Annotated in this window: 17 protein-coding genes; 9 read left to right on the forward strand and 8 right to left on the reverse strand. The window is 66.3% G+C overall.

Features of this window, described 5'->3' with window-relative positions:
• Positions 1-157 precede the first annotated feature (157 nt).
• Complete coding sequence (locus tag R4P47_RS21445; protein ID WP_068053785.1) at positions 158-1,264, reverse strand: LacI family DNA-binding transcriptional regulator; 1,107 nt, start codon at positions 1,262-1,264, stop codon at positions 158-160.
• Between the two features lie 142 nt (positions 1,265-1,406).
• Between R4P47_RS21445 and R4P47_RS21450 the strand changes: the two genes are divergently transcribed.
• The 6 genes from R4P47_RS21450 to R4P47_RS21475 are packed head-to-tail and all read left to right on the forward strand — an operon-like array spanning position 1,407 to position 6,382.
• Entirely contained in the window at positions 1,407-2,420 is a 1,014-nt protein-coding gene (locus R4P47_RS21450; protein WP_149406483.1) for a metal ABC transporter solute-binding protein, Zn/Mn family, read from the forward strand.
• A 31-nt stretch (positions 2,421-2,451) separates the two neighbouring features.
• Complete coding sequence (locus tag R4P47_RS21455) at positions 2,452-3,285, forward strand: metal ABC transporter ATP-binding protein (RefSeq protein WP_094640928.1); 834 nt, start codon at positions 2,452-2,454, stop codon at positions 3,283-3,285.
• A complete protein-coding gene (locus R4P47_RS21460) occupies positions 3,282-4,160 on the forward strand; it encodes a metal ABC transporter permease (protein ID WP_068053774.1) in 879 nt (292 codons plus the stop codon). The genes R4P47_RS21455 and R4P47_RS21460 overlap by 4 nt, the downstream gene beginning before the upstream one ends.
• A 10-nt stretch (positions 4,161-4,170) precedes the next feature.
• Positions 4,171-4,929, forward strand: a complete 759-nt coding sequence (locus R4P47_RS21465) for a 5-oxoprolinase subunit PxpA (protein WP_317785675.1) — start codon at positions 4,171-4,173, stop codon at positions 4,927-4,929.
• Positions 4,929-5,531, forward strand: a complete 603-nt coding sequence (locus tag R4P47_RS21470; protein ID WP_317785676.1) for an allophanate hydrolase subunit 1 — start codon at positions 4,929-4,931, stop codon at positions 5,529-5,531. Before R4P47_RS21465 ends, R4P47_RS21470 begins: the two co-directional genes overlap by 1 nt.
• Positions 5,528-6,382, forward strand: coding sequence for a biotin-dependent carboxyltransferase family protein (locus R4P47_RS21475; RefSeq protein ID WP_317785677.1), 855 nt, complete (start codon positions 5,528-5,530; stop codon positions 6,380-6,382). The genes R4P47_RS21470 and R4P47_RS21475 overlap by 4 nt, the downstream gene beginning before the upstream one ends.
• On the opposite strand, the gene R4P47_RS21480 is transcribed toward R4P47_RS21475, so the two are convergent.
• Together R4P47_RS21480 and shiA are read right to left on the reverse strand one after the other, a co-directional pair.
• Entirely contained in the window at positions 6,372-7,208 is an 837-nt protein-coding gene (locus tag R4P47_RS21480) for a hypothetical protein (RefSeq protein ID WP_317785678.1), read from the reverse strand. The genes R4P47_RS21475 and R4P47_RS21480 overlap by 11 nt on opposite strands.
• Entirely contained in the window at positions 7,205-8,572 is a 1,368-nt protein-coding gene (gene shiA, locus R4P47_RS21485; protein WP_037178120.1) for a shikimate transporter, read from the reverse strand. The genes R4P47_RS21480 and shiA overlap by 4 nt, the downstream gene beginning before the upstream one ends.
• 144 nt (positions 8,573-8,716) lie before the next feature.
• Between shiA and R4P47_RS21490 the strand changes: the two genes are divergently transcribed.
• A complete protein-coding gene (locus R4P47_RS21490) occupies positions 8,717-9,490 on the forward strand; it encodes an IclR family transcriptional regulator C-terminal domain-containing protein (RefSeq protein WP_317785679.1) in 774 nt (257 codons plus the stop codon).
• 2 nt (positions 9,491-9,492) lie between these two features.
• On the opposite strand, the gene rlmB is transcribed toward R4P47_RS21490, so the two are convergent.
• From rlmB to R4P47_RS21515, 5 genes are read right to left on the reverse strand one after another with little or no spacing between them, the layout of a single operon-like run.
• Positions 9,493-10,476, reverse strand: coding sequence for a 23S rRNA (guanosine(2251)-2'-O)-methyltransferase RlmB (gene rlmB, locus R4P47_RS21495; protein WP_149406477.1), 984 nt, complete (start codon positions 10,474-10,476; stop codon positions 9,493-9,495).
• Positions 10,476-11,891 (reverse strand): cysteine--tRNA ligase, encoded by a 1,416-nt coding sequence (cysS, locus tag R4P47_RS21500; RefSeq protein ID WP_149406476.1) that lies wholly within the window; start codon positions 11,889-11,891, stop codon positions 10,476-10,478. The genes rlmB and cysS overlap by 1 nt, the downstream gene beginning before the upstream one ends.
• 23 nt (positions 11,892-11,914) lie before the next feature.
• Positions 11,915-12,379, reverse strand: a complete 465-nt coding sequence (gene ispF, locus R4P47_RS21505; RefSeq protein WP_094640924.1) for a 2-C-methyl-D-erythritol 2,4-cyclodiphosphate synthase — start codon at positions 12,377-12,379, stop codon at positions 11,915-11,917.
• Positions 12,376-13,053: a 2-C-methyl-D-erythritol 4-phosphate cytidylyltransferase gene (gene ispD / locus R4P47_RS21510; RefSeq protein WP_317785680.1), complete on the reverse strand. Its 678-nt coding sequence runs from the start codon at positions 13,051-13,053 to the stop codon at positions 12,376-12,378. Before ispD ends, ispF begins: the two co-directional genes overlap by 4 nt.
• 1 nt (position 13,054) lies before the next feature.
• Positions 13,055-13,543, reverse strand: a complete 489-nt coding sequence (locus tag R4P47_RS21515; RefSeq protein WP_027494344.1) for a CarD family transcriptional regulator — start codon at positions 13,541-13,543, stop codon at positions 13,055-13,057.
• 288 nt (positions 13,544-13,831) lie between these two features.
• Between R4P47_RS21515 and R4P47_RS21520 the strand changes: the two genes are divergently transcribed.
• Complete coding sequence (locus tag R4P47_RS21520) at positions 13,832-14,440, forward strand: hypothetical protein (RefSeq protein WP_317785681.1); 609 nt, start codon at positions 13,832-13,834, stop codon at positions 14,438-14,440.
• Positions 14,441-14,483: 43 nt separating this feature from the next.
• Positions 14,484-15,881: a DNA repair protein RadA gene (gene radA / locus R4P47_RS21525; RefSeq protein WP_068053746.1), complete on the forward strand. Its 1,398-nt coding sequence runs from the start codon at positions 14,484-14,486 to the stop codon at positions 15,879-15,881.
• Positions 15,882-15,942 lie beyond the last annotated feature (61 nt).

The following is a 15,942-nucleotide window of genomic DNA, read 5'->3' on the forward strand; positions in this document are numbered from 1 at the left end:
TGCACGCATACAAAACTCCCCGGTAGTCGGAACTGAATTACTCAGTCCAACTTCCGGGGAGCGGTGCACATACGTCTGAGCCGTGCAGTGGTCCATTGACGCGAACTGGGGCGGGCGAACGCGGGCGGGCGGCGGGGGCGAACGGGCGAGGGGCAGTTCAGGCGATAGCGGGCGGCTGTTTCGGCGGCGGTCCTGCGGTTCGTCCGCGGAAGAGTTCGGTCGGCAGAGTTTCGGCGGCGACGATGCCCGAGTGCGAGGACGAGAGCACCAGTTTTCCTGCTCGACGGCCTTTTTCCTCGGCGTCCTGGCGCACGGTGGTGAGGTTTTCGCGGATGGCGTCGGAGATGCCGTCGAATCCGGTGACCGAGAGTTGGCTCGGCACATCGATTCCGGAGACTCGGGCGAAGTTGAGTGCACCGAGGGCGATGACGTCGGTGGTGCACAGCAACGCCGTGGTTTCGCGGTTGGCCTGCAGTGCTTGGGCGGCGGCGGAGTGGCCTGAGCGAACGGTGTGGTCGAAGCGTTCGACCACGGTGAGGGTGTCGGGGTCGAGTCCGGCGTCGATCATGGCGGCCTGAACTCCGGCGATACGTTCGCGTTGGACGTGGAAGTGACTGTCCGCCAACCGCCCCGGGGGTACGACGCCATCGCGGCGGTCGCGTCCGAGCCGCATGCACAGTACCGCGAGGTGTTCGTGACCGAGCGCGATCAGATGTGCGGCAAGCATTTTCATCGCGCCGCGGTCGTCGATGGCGACGAGGGCGGCTTCGGGGATGTTGCGGGGCTGGTCGCACACGACGATCGGTAGGTGGCGTTCGCGCACGGCAGCGAGGTAGGGGTCGTCGTCGGCGACGGAGTAGACGACGAATCCGTCGACTCCTGCCTGTTGCACCACGGCAGCTGCTTGCACGTCGTCGCGTTCGGCTCCGGCGGGGATCAGCAGCAGGCCCTGTCCGGCGGCTTCGCAGGATTCGGCGAGTCCGGCGAGGAAGCTCATCGCGGCTGGGTCGCGGAAGGAGTAACTGAGTGCTTCGGTGAGGAGCAGCCCGATGGCACCTGCTTTACGGGTGCGCAACGATCGGGCGACCGGGTCGGGGCCGGCGTAGCCGCGGCGTTTCGCGGCCTGGAGCACGCGTTCGCGAAGCTCCGGGGAGAGCTGATCGGGTCGGTTGTAGGCGTTCGAGACAGTGGTGCGAGAAACCTTGAGCTCGGCAGCGATCGACGCCAACGTCGCCTGACGTCGCGGTTCGCTTGACCTGGCCATAACCGGGACGTTAGTCCCACAACGTGGCGCAGAGAAACTCGAGGTCGCGTTCATCCGATTCGATCCGCCACCCCACTGCGCGCTAGAGTACAACGGTAACGGTTTCCATTAGCGTCAAGTTCCGCTCATCAGGAGTACATCGATGTCGTCCAACCATCGCGCGTCCCGGACCAAGCTCACGGCCGTACTGGGCCTGACCTGCGCCGCAGCGCTCACGCTCAGCGCGTGCAGCTCCACCGAATCCGCGAGCACCGAATCCGCACCGGCCACCGCCGTCGACGGACCGATCACGATCGTTGCATCCACGAACGTGTGGGGAAGCGTCGCCGAGGCAGTCGCAGGCGACCTGGCGACAGTGACATCGATCATCTCCGATCCCTCTGCCGACCCGCACTCCTACGAGGCCAGCCCGGCCGATGCCGCCGCCGTCGCCGAGGCGTCGCTGGTGGTCTACAACGGTGGCGGCTACGACGAGTTCATCGAGGACATCCTCGCCTCCGAGGGCCAGAACGTACCGTCCGTCGACGCGTTCACGCTGCTCGACGACAGCCATGATCACTCCTCCGACGAGCCCACCTCGGATGCAGCAGCCGAACCGGCGAGCGAGGACGGCCATTCACACGGTGAGGTCAACGAGCACGTCTGGTACAACGCCGAGGTCGCCGCGCACACCGCCGAGGAGATCGCCGAGAAGCTCGGTCAGCTCGACCCCGACAACGCCGCGCAGTACACCGCCAACGCCGAGACTTTCCACGAGCAGGTGCACGCCATCACCGACGTGACGGCGCAGATCGCCGCCGATTTCCCGAACGCACCGGTGGCGCAGACCGAGCCGATCGCGCATTACCTCATCGAGGAATCCGATCTCGACGATCGCACTCCCGAGGACTTCAAGGATTCCATCGAGGAGGGCAACGATCCCTCGCCCGCTTCCATCGCTGCGACGCGAGATCTGTTCACGTCGAACTCGGTTCGCGCGTTGATCTACAACATCCAGACCGAGGATGCGGTCACCCAGGACATCCGTTCCACCAGCGAGGCGGCCGGCATCCCCGTCGTCGAGGTCACCGAAACGCTGCCTGCCGGCATGACGTACCTCGAATGGCAGACCAAGGCTGCAACGGATCTGCAGGCCGCGCTCACCACCGCCTCCTGACCCGAACCGGCGTGATGGAAAGCTGTAGTACATGCCTGCTGTAGAACTGCGCGATGCCGGACTGGCGTTCGGCGAGCGCACGCTGTGGCAGAACTTGGACCTGACGGTCGAGAAGGGTGAGTTCGTCGCCGTTCTCGGCCCCAACGGCTCGGGTAAGACCTCTCTGCTCAAGGTGTTGCTCGGCCAGAATCACCTCACGTCCGGCACGGCCGCGATCGACGGCAATCCAGTCCGTCGCGGCCAGTCGGGCGTCGGTTACATCCCCCAGCAGCGCAACATCGACGACGATCTGCCGCTGCGCGGACGCGACCTCGTGGGCCTCGGCTGGGACGGCCATCGGTGGGGCATGGGCCTGCGCGGCATACGAAGGCGCAAGGAGACGGTGCAGCGAGCGATCGATCAGGTCGACGCCAATTCGTTCGCGGGTGCGCCGGTCGGCTCCATGTCCGGCGGTGAGCAGCAGCGACTGCGCATCGCCCAGGCACTCGTCGGCGATCCGTCGGTACTGCTGTGCGACGAGCCCCTGCTCAGCCTCGATCTCGCCAACCAATCCCTGGTCTCGAGCCTCATCGATCGCCGACGGCGGGAGCACGAGACCGCCGTGTTGTTCGTGACGCACGAGATCAACCCGATCCTCCCCCTCGTCGACCGCATCGTCTACATCGTCGACGGCCGGTTCCGCATCGGAACTCCCGAGGACGTCATGACCACCGAGGTCCTCTCGGAGCTCTACGGCACCGAGGTCGAGGTCCTGAAGGTCCGCGGCCGGCTCATCGTCGTCGGAACCGGCGATTCCATCGATGCGCTCGGCTCGGCCGGCGCACACCACCCACCCGTGCCGCACGACAGAGAAGACAAGGCATGAACGAGAAGGTTCTCGACGCATTCTCGAAGATGCTCGACTTCGACACCACCGCCAACCTGCTGACATACGACTTCGTCCAGCAGGCACTCATCGCGGCCGCCATTCTCGGGCTGCTCGCCGGTGCCCTCGGACCGTTGATCGTCAGCCGTCAGTGGGCGTTCGCCGTGCACGGATCCAGCGAACTCTCGCTCACCGGTGCGTCCGCTGCACTGCTCGTCGGAATCACGGTGGGCCTCGGTGCCATCGTCGGATCCGTTGTCGCAGCGGTGATGTTCGCGCTGCTCGGCAGCAAGGCCCGCGACCGCGACTCGGTCATCGGCGTCATCATGTCCTTCGGCCTCGGCCTGTCGGTGCTGTTCATCTGGCTCTACCCCGGCCGAACCGGAACCAGCTTCTCGCTGCTCATCGGCCAGATCGTCGGCGTCGGACAGAGCGGTATCCAGCTGCTGCTGGTCTGTGCGGTGTTGGTACTGATCGTGCTGACCGTCGTCTACCGGCCGCTGCTGTTCGCCAGCACCGACCCCGAGGTGGCGCTGGCCCGCGGCGTTCCCGTCCGTGCCCTCTCGGTGGTGTTCGCCGTACTCGTCGGCGTCGCATGTGCACTGGGCGTCCAGATCGTCGGCGCACTGCTGGTGCTCTCGCTGCTCATCACCCCGGCCGCCGCTGCCGCGCGAGTGACGGCCAGCCCTCTCAAGGCGACGCTGCTGTCCATTCTGTTCGCCGAGGTCGCCGCCGTCGGCGGCATCCTGCTCTCCCTCGCCCCCGGCCTGCCGGTGTCGACGTTCGTCACCACCATCTCGTTCGTCATCTATCTCGTCTGCCGCGCGATCGGCGGAACCCGCAAGGCCAATTCCGGACGGCTCGTCGCCGCCTAGGATGTCGAGGGTGACGTCCATCGATCTCAACGCCGATCTCGGCGAAAGCTACGGTGCATGGACTCTCGGCGGCGACGACGCGATGCTCGCCCTGGTGTCGAGCGCCAACGTTGCGTGCGGCTTCCATGCCGGTGATCCCACCACTTTGCTGCGTACGTGCCGTTCGGCCTCGAACGCAGCCGTGCGGATCGGGGCGCAGGTGGGGTACCACGACCTGGCCGGGTTCGGCCGACGTTTTCTCGACGTCTCCCCCGCCGATCTCACTGCCGACGTGATCTATCAGATGGGTGCACTCGACGGCCTCGCCCAGGTCGCCGGATCGGCCATCGCCTACGTCAAACCACATGGGGCGCTGTACAACGCGATCGTGCACCATAACGGCCAGGCCAAGGCCGTGGTCGACGCCGTCCTCGCCTACGACCCCACGCTGCCGGTACTGGGGCTCCCCGGTTCGATCTTCCTCGAAGAAGCCGAGCGAGCCGGACTACGCACCGTCGCAGAGGCTTTCGCAGATCGCGCGTACACCCCGCAGGGCACGCTGGTCTCGCGCTCGGAACCCGGCGCGGTACTGTCCGATCCCGACGCCGTCGCCCAGCGCGTGTTGACCATGATCAGCGACGGCACCGTGCAGGCGGTGGACGGCTCGAGAATTGACGTTCGGGCCGAGTCGATCTGCCTGCACGGCGACTCCCCCGACGCGGTCGCGATGGCCACTGCCGTCTCGGAGTTGCTCCGCGCCAACGACATCGATATCACCGCTTTCGTCTGATGCGCATTCTCTCTGCCGGCGAGGGTGCAGCACTCGTCGAATTCGACGGACTGAACGAGACGATGGCCTATTACCGTGCGCTCACGCTGGACCCACCGGCCGGCGTCGTCGATCTGGTTCCCGCTGCTCGGACCGTGCTGGTGATGTTCGGCGGGCCGAAGCAACCGATACTGGACTGGATCGCGGCAGTGACACCCGCCGCGACGCCCGATGGAGATCACTCGGAGACCGTCACGATCCAGGTGGTCTACGACGGCGAGGATATCGCCGACGTCGCCCGTCTGACCGGGCTGTCCACCACGGACGTCGTTGCGGCACATACCGATCAGACGTGGACCGTCGCGTTCGGTGGTTTCGCACCCGGCTTCGGCTACCTCGTCGGCACCGATGAGCGGCTACACGTCCCGCGCCGCTCGTCGCCGCGCACCAGCGTCCCTGCAGGTTCGGTGGGCCTGGCAGGTGAATTCTCGGGCATCTACGCGCGGTCCTCGCCGGGCGGTTGGCAGCTGATCGGCCGCACCGACACACCACTCTGGAACCTCGACCGCGACCCACCGGCGCTGCTCCGGCCCGGCACCACCGTCCGATTCGAGCAGGCATGAGAGCCCTCACCGTTCTGCAGACGGGACCGCTGTGCACCGTGCAGGATCGCGGTCGCCCGGGGCATGCGTCGATCGGGGTCGGTCGCTCGGGAGCGGCAGACCTGCTCTCGCACGATGCAGCGAACAGGCTGGTGGGCAACACTTCCGACGCCGCAACACTGGAAGTGACGTTCGGTGGGCTTAAGGTCCGCGCCGAGTTCGACGCGATCGTGGCCGTCACCGGGGCGCAGGTGACCTGCCGAGTGGACGGCACAGAGCAGGGACTACATACGGCGCTCGTGGTCAGAGCCGGACAGACACTGGAATTATCCGCGCCCGCATGGGGTCTGCGCAGCTACCTCGCCGTGCGGGGCGGGATCGGCGTTCCTACCGTCCTCGGCAGTCGGTCGACGGACACGATGTCCGGTCTCGGCCCGGCTGTGGTCTCCCCCGGTACCGCCCTGCCCGTCGGGAACGACAAAGCCGGGTGGCCTGCAGCAGAGTTCGTTCCACCGCCCGCGTGGCCCGACACACTGCGCATCACCTTCGGTCCACGTGCAGACTGGTTCACTGCCCGCGCCCGATCGATTCTGCTCGAGCAGTCGTGGACCGTCACGCAGGATTCCGATCGCGTCGGGATCAGGCTGGACGGTGCCGAACCCTTGCGCCGCACGAGAGACGACGAATTGGCCAGTGAGGGAATGGTTCTGGGTGCGCTTCAGGTTCCGCCGTCCGGGCAGCCGGTGCTGTTTCTCGCCGACCACCCCGTCACGGGCGGTTATCCGGTGATCGCGGTTGTCACTGCGGCAGACGTCTCCGCAGCCGCGCAACTGACGCCGGGAACGCAGATACGCTTCCGCGCTATCGGTTGATCCCGGCTGCAGCGGGGCAGATCTCACGAATGCTGCGACGCAGTGCATCCGACATCCGATCGGGCAGGCCGAGCGGGCGAACCATGGCGTCGGCCTGGTGGAACAGGTGAGTCCATCCGTCGATCAGTTCGATTCCTCGGTCCGCCGCATAGGACTCGATGGCATTGCGCGTGTCGGCATAGACGAAGTCGTACACCGTCGCCGTTGGCCCGAGTTCACCTGCACCCCAGGCGAGTTGATCCTCCGAGCCGTCGCGGCCGATCGGCGTCGCGTTGATCACCAGGTCGTAGCACTCCAGATCCACTGCTCGGTCCGACCAGTCGACGACCGAGGCGGAACCGTCGTACCCGTCGAGTTCGCCCACGAGACCTTCCGCCGCACGACTGTCGACATCCGAGACCACCAGCCTCTCGATGTGGCCCCGCAGCGCGAAGGCTGCGGCGTGCGCGGCACCGCCGGCCCCGAGCAGGAGCGCCGAGCCGAAGGTACGTCCCGAGGTCGCCGCTCGCACCGCCGCGATGTCGGTGTTCATGGCGAACAGTGCACCCGATCGCAGAAACAACAGATTCGCCACCCCCGACACCACCACATCGGGATCCGCCTCGTCGGCAACCGTTGCAGCCCAATGCTTCCAGGGCATGGTTACGTTCGCAGCATCGGTACGGCCGCCCCTCAGGGCATCCTCGACATCGGGTAGGTCGGCAACGTCGGCGACCTCCCAGGCGTCGTAGCGGGACGGCACGTCGGCGATCTCGAACGCACGCGTCCACAGCGCGGGTGACATCGCTGTGGACGCGTGCGAGCCGACCAGGGTCAGCGAGCTCATACCGACTTCGAGACACGCTCTGCAACAACGGCTTCTGCTGCAGGGGCGGCCTGATCGGAGATGGAGGTGACATCCGAGGAGCCCATGTTCTTCATCAGCGCGGCGACCACGGCCGAGATGATGCAACCCAGGGCCAGGTACGCCGCGACGTAGTGCCAGGAGCCGTCGTTCCAGCTGACCAGAGCGGCTGCGATGAAGGGGGTGAAGCCACCGGCGATCGCGCTGGCGACCTGATAGCCCACACCTGCTCCGCTGTAGCGCAGTTCGGGGCCGAACATCTCGGTGAACAGCGGCTGCTGCACCGAGACAACCATGTCGTGCGAGACATTGACCAGGATGACGGCGAGGATCACGATGGCGACGACCGAGGCTGCCTGCAGGGAGAGGAAGAACGGTACGGCCGCCAGTGCGCCGACGACTGCACCGGTGACGAAGATCGGCTTGCGGCCGAAGCGGTCGGCGATGGCCGCGTAGGTCGGGATGCTCAGGATGCCGATGCCGCCGACGAGCAGCGCGACGTTGAGCATGAACTGACGCTCGTAGCCGAGTTCGTTGACGGTGTAGCTCAGGGCGAACGTGGTGACGATGTACATGGTGAACAGCTCGGCCATACGCAGCGCGATGATCTTGAGGAAGGAACCGGGGTGCTCGGTGATCGCCTGGATGACCGGCAGCTTCTTCTTCTCGCCGCTCTCCTCGACTGCCTGCTCGAACACGGGCGATTCTTCGACACCGGATCGGATCCACAGGCCGAACAGTACGAGCACGGCGCTGGCCAGGAACGGTACGCGCCAGCCCCAGCTGGTGAATGCGTCGTCGCTGAGCAGGTTGCTCATGATGGTGACCGCGCCGGTCGCGAGGATGAGACCGACGGAGTAGCCGACCTGGACGCCGCTGCTGTAGAACGCCTTCTTCTTCGCCGGCGCACTTTCGACGGCCATCAGCGATGCGCCACCCCATTCGCCACCGACCGCGAAGCCCTGGATCGCACGCAGCAGCACCAGCAGTAGCGGCGCGAACCAACCGATCGACTCGAAGTTGGGAACCAGGCCGATCAGCGCGGTTGCGACGCCCATCAGCAGCATCGTCCAGATCAGCATGCGCTTGCGCCCGAGGCGGTCACCGAAGTGGCCGAAGAAGATCCCGCCGAGAGGACGGAAGAGGAAGCCGACGCCGAAGGTGGCGAATGCGGCCATCACGCCGACGGCGGGCGAGACGCTCGGAAAGAACTGGGAGTTGAACACCAGCGCGGCGATGATGCCGTACAGCAGGAAGTCGTACCACTCGACCACGGCACCGACGAAGCTGCCGATGGCAGCCTTCCGTGCTCTGGATCCGTCCGCGACTGCGACGTCAACGTTCACTTGTCGGCCCTTCGATTTTGTGCGGATAGCGCACAGTTGTTTGTTATTCGCACAACTGTAACCAGATGCGCCATCTGTGGTCAAGACCACAAGCACCGAGCGATGTGATGCGGCGCGAACAGAGCAATGAGGCAGACTCGAACCATGACGGCCGAGATCGCTCCCGACGACCAACGCCCCGCCTGGTTCGTGCAGTCACTCGAACGCGGCCTGAGCGTGCTGCAGTGCTTCGACGACGCGCACCCGGCCCGCACCCTCACCGAGGTCGCCGAGGCCGTCGGAGTCACCCGAGCGACCGCCCGTCGACTGTTGCTGACGCTGACAGAACTGGGATTCGTGCGCCAGGACGGCCGTCAGTTCACCCTCACCCCGCGGGTGATGAATCTGGGCTTCTCGTTCCTGTCCGGCATGGACCTACCCCGTCTGGCCGAACCCCACATCGAGGCGCTCGCACGACAATTGGGCGAAACGACCTCGGTGGCCATCCTCGACGGATTCGACATCGTCTATGTCGCGCGCGTTCCGTCCTCGCGCATGTTGCGGGTCGTCATCACGCTGGGCACTCGATTCCCCGCACACGCGACGTCATCGGGCCGAGTGCTGCTCGCGGCCCTCCCCGAGAGCGACCTCGAACGCTATTTCGCCGACGCCCCCATCGAAGCCCTGACCCCGCGCACGCTCGTGGATCGAGATGCACTGCGCGCCGAGATCACTCGGGTACGCAACGCCGGTTGGTCCGAGGTGGTCGACGAACTGGACGTCGGAATGCGTGCTGCCGCAGTGCCGTTGCGCAACAGCAACGACACCGTCGTGGCAGCACTGAACACATCACTGCACGCAAAGAACTACAGCGCCACCGACATGGTCGAAATCGTCGTTCCCGCGATGCACGAGACCGCAGGCCGCATCAGAACCTAGGTCTATCCCCGGCGTTGCCGGGCGATGTCGGCCAATACGACGCCCGCCGCGACGGATGCGTTGAGCGATTCCACCGGTCCGGCCATCGGGATCGACAGGATGTGGTCGCAGGTCTCGCTGACCAGACGCGAGAGACCCTTGCCCTCGGATCCGACGACGATGACCACTGGGCCCTTGCCGTCGAAGGTGTCGAGTTCGGTGTCGCCGCCTGCGTCGAGGCCGACGACGGTGACGCCCTTGGACTGCCAATCCTTCAGTGTGCGAGTCAGATTGACTGCGCGTGCAATCGGCAGGCGAGCTGCCGCGCCGGCACTGGTTCGCCATGCCACCGCGGACACGCTCGCGCTGCGTCGCTGCGGGATCACGACGCCGTGGCCGCCGAACGCCGCCACCGATCGCACGACGGCACCCAGGTTGCGCGGGTCGGTGATGTTGTCGAGCGCGACGAGCAGCGCGGGTTCCTGGTGCGTGCGCGCGTTCGAGATCAGGTCGTCGGGGTGCGCGTAGCGATACGGCGGCACCTGCAGGGCCAGGCCCTGGTGCAATCCGTTGGCGCTGAGCTTGTCCAGATCGGAGCGGGGAACTTCGAGGATGGAGATCCGCGCGTCGCCTGCACGCTGCACGGCTTCCTTGAGTCGATCGTCGCTGTCGGTACCGACGGCAACCCACAGGGCCGTCGCGGGGACGCCCGCACGCAGGCACTCGACGACCGGGTTGCGACCGAGCACCACCTCGGGACCGTCCTCGGCCTTGCGTCCGGCCGGTCGTCCACCCGCGCGGCCACCGGTGGTGCCGCCGCGGTTCTGGGCAGACTTCTCGGCGAGCTTGGCCCGACGCGCGGCGGGATGCTTGGTGCGCTCGGAGGCGGGAGGCGTCGCGCCGCGGCCTTCGAGACCCTTCCGACGCTTGCCGCCCGATCCGGCGACCTGCCCCTTCTTGGTGCCGTCCTTGCGGATCGCGCCGCGCCTACTCGAATTGCCTGCCATCACAAACCTGCTTCGTCGGTCTTGCTCGTACCCAGCGACCATTCGGGCCCGTTGGGTGTATCTGTCACGTCTACTCCGGCCTTGGCCAGTCTCGTCCGTATCTCGTCTGCGGCGGCCCAGTCCTTGGTCGCCTTCGCCGTTGCCCGACGCTCCAGCTCGGCCTCGACGAGGACGCCGAGCGCACCGAGAGCTGCTGCGTCGGAACCACTGTCGCTGGCCCAATGCGGATCGAGTGGGTCCACGCCGAGGATGTCGAGCATCGCCCGGACGCTGCCTGCGTACTCCACCGCGGCCGGTAGGTCTCCGGATTCGAGTGCGGTGTTGCCGAGAGTGACGGTCGCGTGAATCTCGGCCAACGCCTTGGGAACTCCGAGGTCGTCGTCGAGAGCTTCGGCAAATCCGGCGGTCCACTTACCCAGCGGCACCTCGCCTGCACGTTCGACGGCTCGTCGAACGAACCCTTCGATGCCCCGGTAGGTCACGGCCGCCGTTTCGAGCGCAGTGTCGGAGTACTCCAGCATCGAACGATAGTGCGCTCCACCGAGATAGAACCGAAGTTCTTGCGGCCGAACCTTTTTCAACACATTGGGTACCGAGAGCACGTTGCCGAGAGACTTCGACATCTTCTCGCCGCCCATCGTCACCCAGCCGTTGTGCAGCCAGTACCGAGAGAAGCCGTCACCGGCCGCCATGGACTGGGCCCGCTCGTTCTCGTGGTGCGGGAACACCAGATCCAGTCCACCGCAGTGGATGTCGAAATCCGAACCGAGGTAGTTCTCCGCCATCGCGGAGCATTCGAGGTGCCAGCCGGGCCGACCGGGGCCCCACGGCGTCGGCCACGACGGCTCGCCCGGTTTCGCGCCCTTCCAGAGCGTGAAATCGCGAGGGTCGCGTTTACCCTCGGCGACGCTCTCGCCCTGGTGCACGTCGTCGAGCTTGTGACCGGACAGCGCGCCGTAGCTCGGGAAGCTCTGCACGTCGAAGTAGACGTCACCGCACTCGTCGGCGTAGGCATGGCCGCGTTCGATCAGTCGCTCGATCATCTGGACCATCTGGGTGATGTGCCCGGTGGCGCGTGGCTCGGCCGACGGCGGAAGTACCCCGAGTCGGTCGTACGCCCAGGTGAAGGACCGCTCGTACGTCGCAGCCCATTCCCACCACGGCCGGCCCGCGTCGCGTGCCTTGTTGAGGATCTTGTCGTCGATGTCGGTGACGTTGCGAACGAAGGCGACGTCGTAGTCGTGGGCGAGCAACCAGCGACGCAGTACGTCGAACGCGACACCGCTGCGCACGTGACCGATGTGCGGTTCGCCCTGCACCGTCGCCCCACACAGGTACACCGATGCATGGCCAGGGACCAAGGGGGTGAATTCCCGCAGGGCCCTCGTCTCGGTGTCGTGTAGGTGAAGGGTCACGACCAGCAATGCTACCGGTGGTTTTACCTCGTCATGACAAGTGCGGTCGCGATGGCCGCGATTCCTTCGCCCCGACCGGTCAGCCCGAGCCCGTCGGTGGTGGTCGCAGACACCGATACCGGCGCACCGAGTACCCGCGAGAGCACTTCCTGGGCCTCGGCGCGGCGCGGTCCGATCTTGGGCCTGTTGCCGATGATCTGCACCGCAGCGTTGCCGATCGCGAATCCATCGGCGTCGAGCAGTCGTTTGACCTCGGTCAACATGGCAGCTCCGCTGACGCCGTCCCATTCCGGACGCCCCGTCCCGAACACCGATCCGAGATCGCCCAGTCCGGCCGCGGAGAGCAACGCGTCGCACAGGGCGTGGGATGCGACATCGCCGTCGGAATGCCCGTCGAGTCCGTCCGCGTCGTCGAACAGCAGTCCGGCCAGCCAACAGGGCCGGCCGGGGGCGATGGGGTGCACATCGGTACCGATGCCGACTCTCATGAATCGCCTCTCGTCAGAGCCTCGGCCAGCAGCAGGTCGAGGGGTGTGGTGATCTTGAACGCGAGGGCGTCACCGACGATGGTGTGCACCGTCTCACCGATGCGCTCGACCAGGCCCGCGTCGTCGGTGGAGATGTCGGTGGTCGCGTCGTACGCGCGGCGCAGGACGTCGGCGTCGAAGCCCTGCGGGGTCTGTACCGACCGCAGGCTCGCGCGGTCCGGGGTGCCCACCACTGCGCCCATGATGTCGACTTCCTTGATGGTGTCGACGACCGGGAGAACCGGGATGACGGCGGAGCGGCCGGCGCGCACCTCGGCCACGACGCGGGCGATCAGCGTCGGTGGGGTGAGGGCGCGGGCGGCATCGTGGACGAGAACGACGGCTGCGTCGCCGACGGCGGCGAGACCGGCGCGCACCGAATCGGTGCGTTCGAGGCCTCCGGCAACGACGGTGACGTCGTCGCCGACATGACGGCGGGCCGCGTCGAGCAGCTCGGTCGGCACGATGACGACGATGCGGTCGACGGCACCCGAGGCCCGGAGGCCGTCGACGGACCGCGTCAGGAGAGAGTCCGTACCCAGACAGACGAATGCCTTCGGCTCGTCGAATCCGAGCCGAAGGCCTTTGCCTGCAGCGGGTACCAGGGCGACCACGTCGCCGGAAGTACCGTTCACTCTAAGAAGCTGTAGCGAGAACTTCGTCGAGCATGGTGTCGGCCTTGGCCTGGTCGGTTCCTTCGGCCAGTGCCAACTCGCCGACCAGAATCTGCCGTGCCTTGGCGAGCATGCGCTTCTCGCCTGCCGACAGTCCGCGGTCCTGCTCGCGTCGCCAGAGATCACGGACGACCTCGGCAACCTTGTTCACATCACCGGAAGCGAGCTTCTCCAGGTTGGCCTTGTACCGACGCGACCAGTTGGTGGGCTCTTCGGTGTGCGGCGCGCGGAGCACCTGAAAGACTTTGTCGAGACCTTCTTGCCCGACGACGTCGCGAACGCCTACGTACTCTGCGTTGTCCGCGGGAACTCGAACGGTGAGGTCGCCTTGCGCGACCTTGAGAACCAGATACTCTCTCGGTTCACCCTTGATGGTGCGTGTCTCTATCGCTTCGATCAGCGCCGCTCCGTGATGGGGGTAAACGACGGTGTCTCCGACCTTGAAAATCATGTGACAAGTGCCCCTTTCGATTTATCAAGAATACCACGGCCAATATCAACGGTGCAGGTCAGGGGCATAGCGGTGCCGAATCAGGGGTTGACACAGAGGATTCGACGTGTATCCGACGCCACATTTTCGGTCGGTTCGTTCCACTGTCTCCACTCCCGACAGGCACCCTCACCTGGCGTCATCGGGCCGTCGGCAGACCCCACGAGCGGCCGGTGGACCAGAACTACTACTCTGCCTAGTGGACGAGAAGGACCGAGCCGGCCCGGCACCACATGGAGGACGACCGAAGTGACTGCAATCGACGCTGCGACACCGCTTGGCCGCCATCGCAGGACGGCCGCCGCCCTCGCTCTTCTCGCCGGTGGCGCGCTCGCCCTCACCGCGTGCGGCGCAGGTCAGATCTCCCAGACGGCCACTCAGGTCGCCGCGGTCAACGGTAACTCCGCCGACGTCGGAGACATCCAGCTCCGCAACGTGCACGTGGTGTACCCCACCTCCGAGGAGTACAGCCTCGAGCCCGGCGGCACCGTCGAGCTCGGCTTCACGGCCATCAACGCCAACACGAGTGTGGCCGACGAGCTGACCGGCATCTCCTCCCCCGAGGCACAGGTCACCATCGTCGACGAGGCGGAAGCGGGCAGCAACGAGATCGCTCCGCAGACCGCGCTCGGCGCAGGTTCACCCGCCGACGTTCAGCTCGACGATCCACTGCTGCCGATCCAGCTGATCAAGGTCGAGATGGCCGACATCTCCGAGAACGTTCGACCGGGCCTGACGCTGCCGGTCACGTTCGAGTTCGCGAACGCGGGCGAGGTCGTCGTCAACGTTCCGGTCGATGCCGGTATCGAGCTCGAGCGCGACCCGTCCGCGGTCACCGAGCACAGCGAAGGCGAATAGCCGCCGCTCCGACCCTGTCGGTGCCGATCGTTAGGCTGCCGACGTGGTCAAACTGAAGTCGAGCTACCGCTGCTCTGCGTGCCGTCACTCGGTCTCGAAGTGGGTCGGTCGCTGTCCCGAATGCGGTGACTGGGGCTCGATGGAAGAGGTCCAGGCCACTGCGGCTCCGCTCGCGACGCGGGCAGGCGCATCATCCCTTCGCTCGGGCGGCGGAGCCATGATTCCCAGCACGCCCGCTGCTGCTCTGACGACCATCAGCAGTGCCACCTCGCAGGCCAACACCACCGGGATCGACGAGTTCGATCGCGTGCTCGGGGGCGGGCTCGTTCCCGGTTCGGTCGTCCTCCTTGCCGGCGAACCCGGAGTCGGCAAATCGACGCTGCTGCTCGAGGTGGTGCACCGATGGGCCCGCTCGGCACCGGATCGACGCGCGCTCTACGTCACGGGCGAGGAGTCGGCGGGGCAGGTGCGGTTGCGTGCCGATCGCACCGGCGCGGTACACGAACGCGTCTTCCTCGCCGCCGAATCCGATCTCGCCACCGTCTTCGGCCACGTGGAGCAGGTCAAGCCCAGCCTGCTGATCGTCGATTCGGTTCAGACGATGCTCGCCGCGGACGTCGACGGCGTCATCGGCGGCGTCACCCAGGTTCGCGCCATCACCAGCGCGTTGACCACGCTGGCCAAGACCACCGGCGTCGCGGTACTGCTCGTCGGGCACGTCACCAAGGAAGGCGCGGTGGCCGGTCCGCGATCTCTCGAGCATCTCGTCGACGTGGTGCTCAACTTCGAGGGCGACAAGCACTCCACCCTGCGGATGATTCGGGGCGTCAAGAACCGGTTCGGAGCCTCCGACGAGGTGGGTTGCTTCGAGCTCCGCGAGACCGGCATCGTCGGCATCAGTGATCCGTCCGGGTTGTTCCTGCATCATCGGAACGACGCCGTACCCGGCACTGCCGTCACCGTCACGATGGACGGCAAACGGCCGCTGTTGGCCGAGCTGCAAGCGCTGATCGTCGACACCACGATGCCATCGCCCCGGCGCGCGGTGAGCGGGCTCGATCACGCCCGCGTAGCGATGATCCTGGCCGTGCTGGAACGTCGCTGCGGCGTCAAGGTGTCCAAGGCGGAGGTCTACGCGGCGACGGTCGGTGGGATGCGCACCAGCGAACCGTCCGCCGATCTCGCGCTCGCCGCAGCGGTGGCCTCGGCGGTTCGCGATCAACCACTTCCCGCGGGCATGGTGATTCTGGGCGAGGTCGGTCTGGCCGGAGAGGTGCGCCGCGTCGCCGGGCTGGGTCGCCGTCTCGCCGAGGCCGCCCGATTGGGGTTCAACTACGCCATCGTCCCCGAGGACGCCGGTCCCATACCCGACGGCATCAAGGTCAAGACCGTCACCAACGTCGGAGAGGCGTTGACCTACACGCGTATGCGGCCCGTATGACACCGGGCAGTATTCTTCGTCCGACCGCCCGCGTGTAGCAGCGCAGTATCCTTTGTCTGGC

It is taken from the genome of Rhodococcus sp. IEGM 1370, from assembly GCF_033142325.1.
Lineage (GTDB): Bacteria > Actinomycetota > Actinomycetes > Mycobacteriales > Mycobacteriaceae > Rhodococcoides.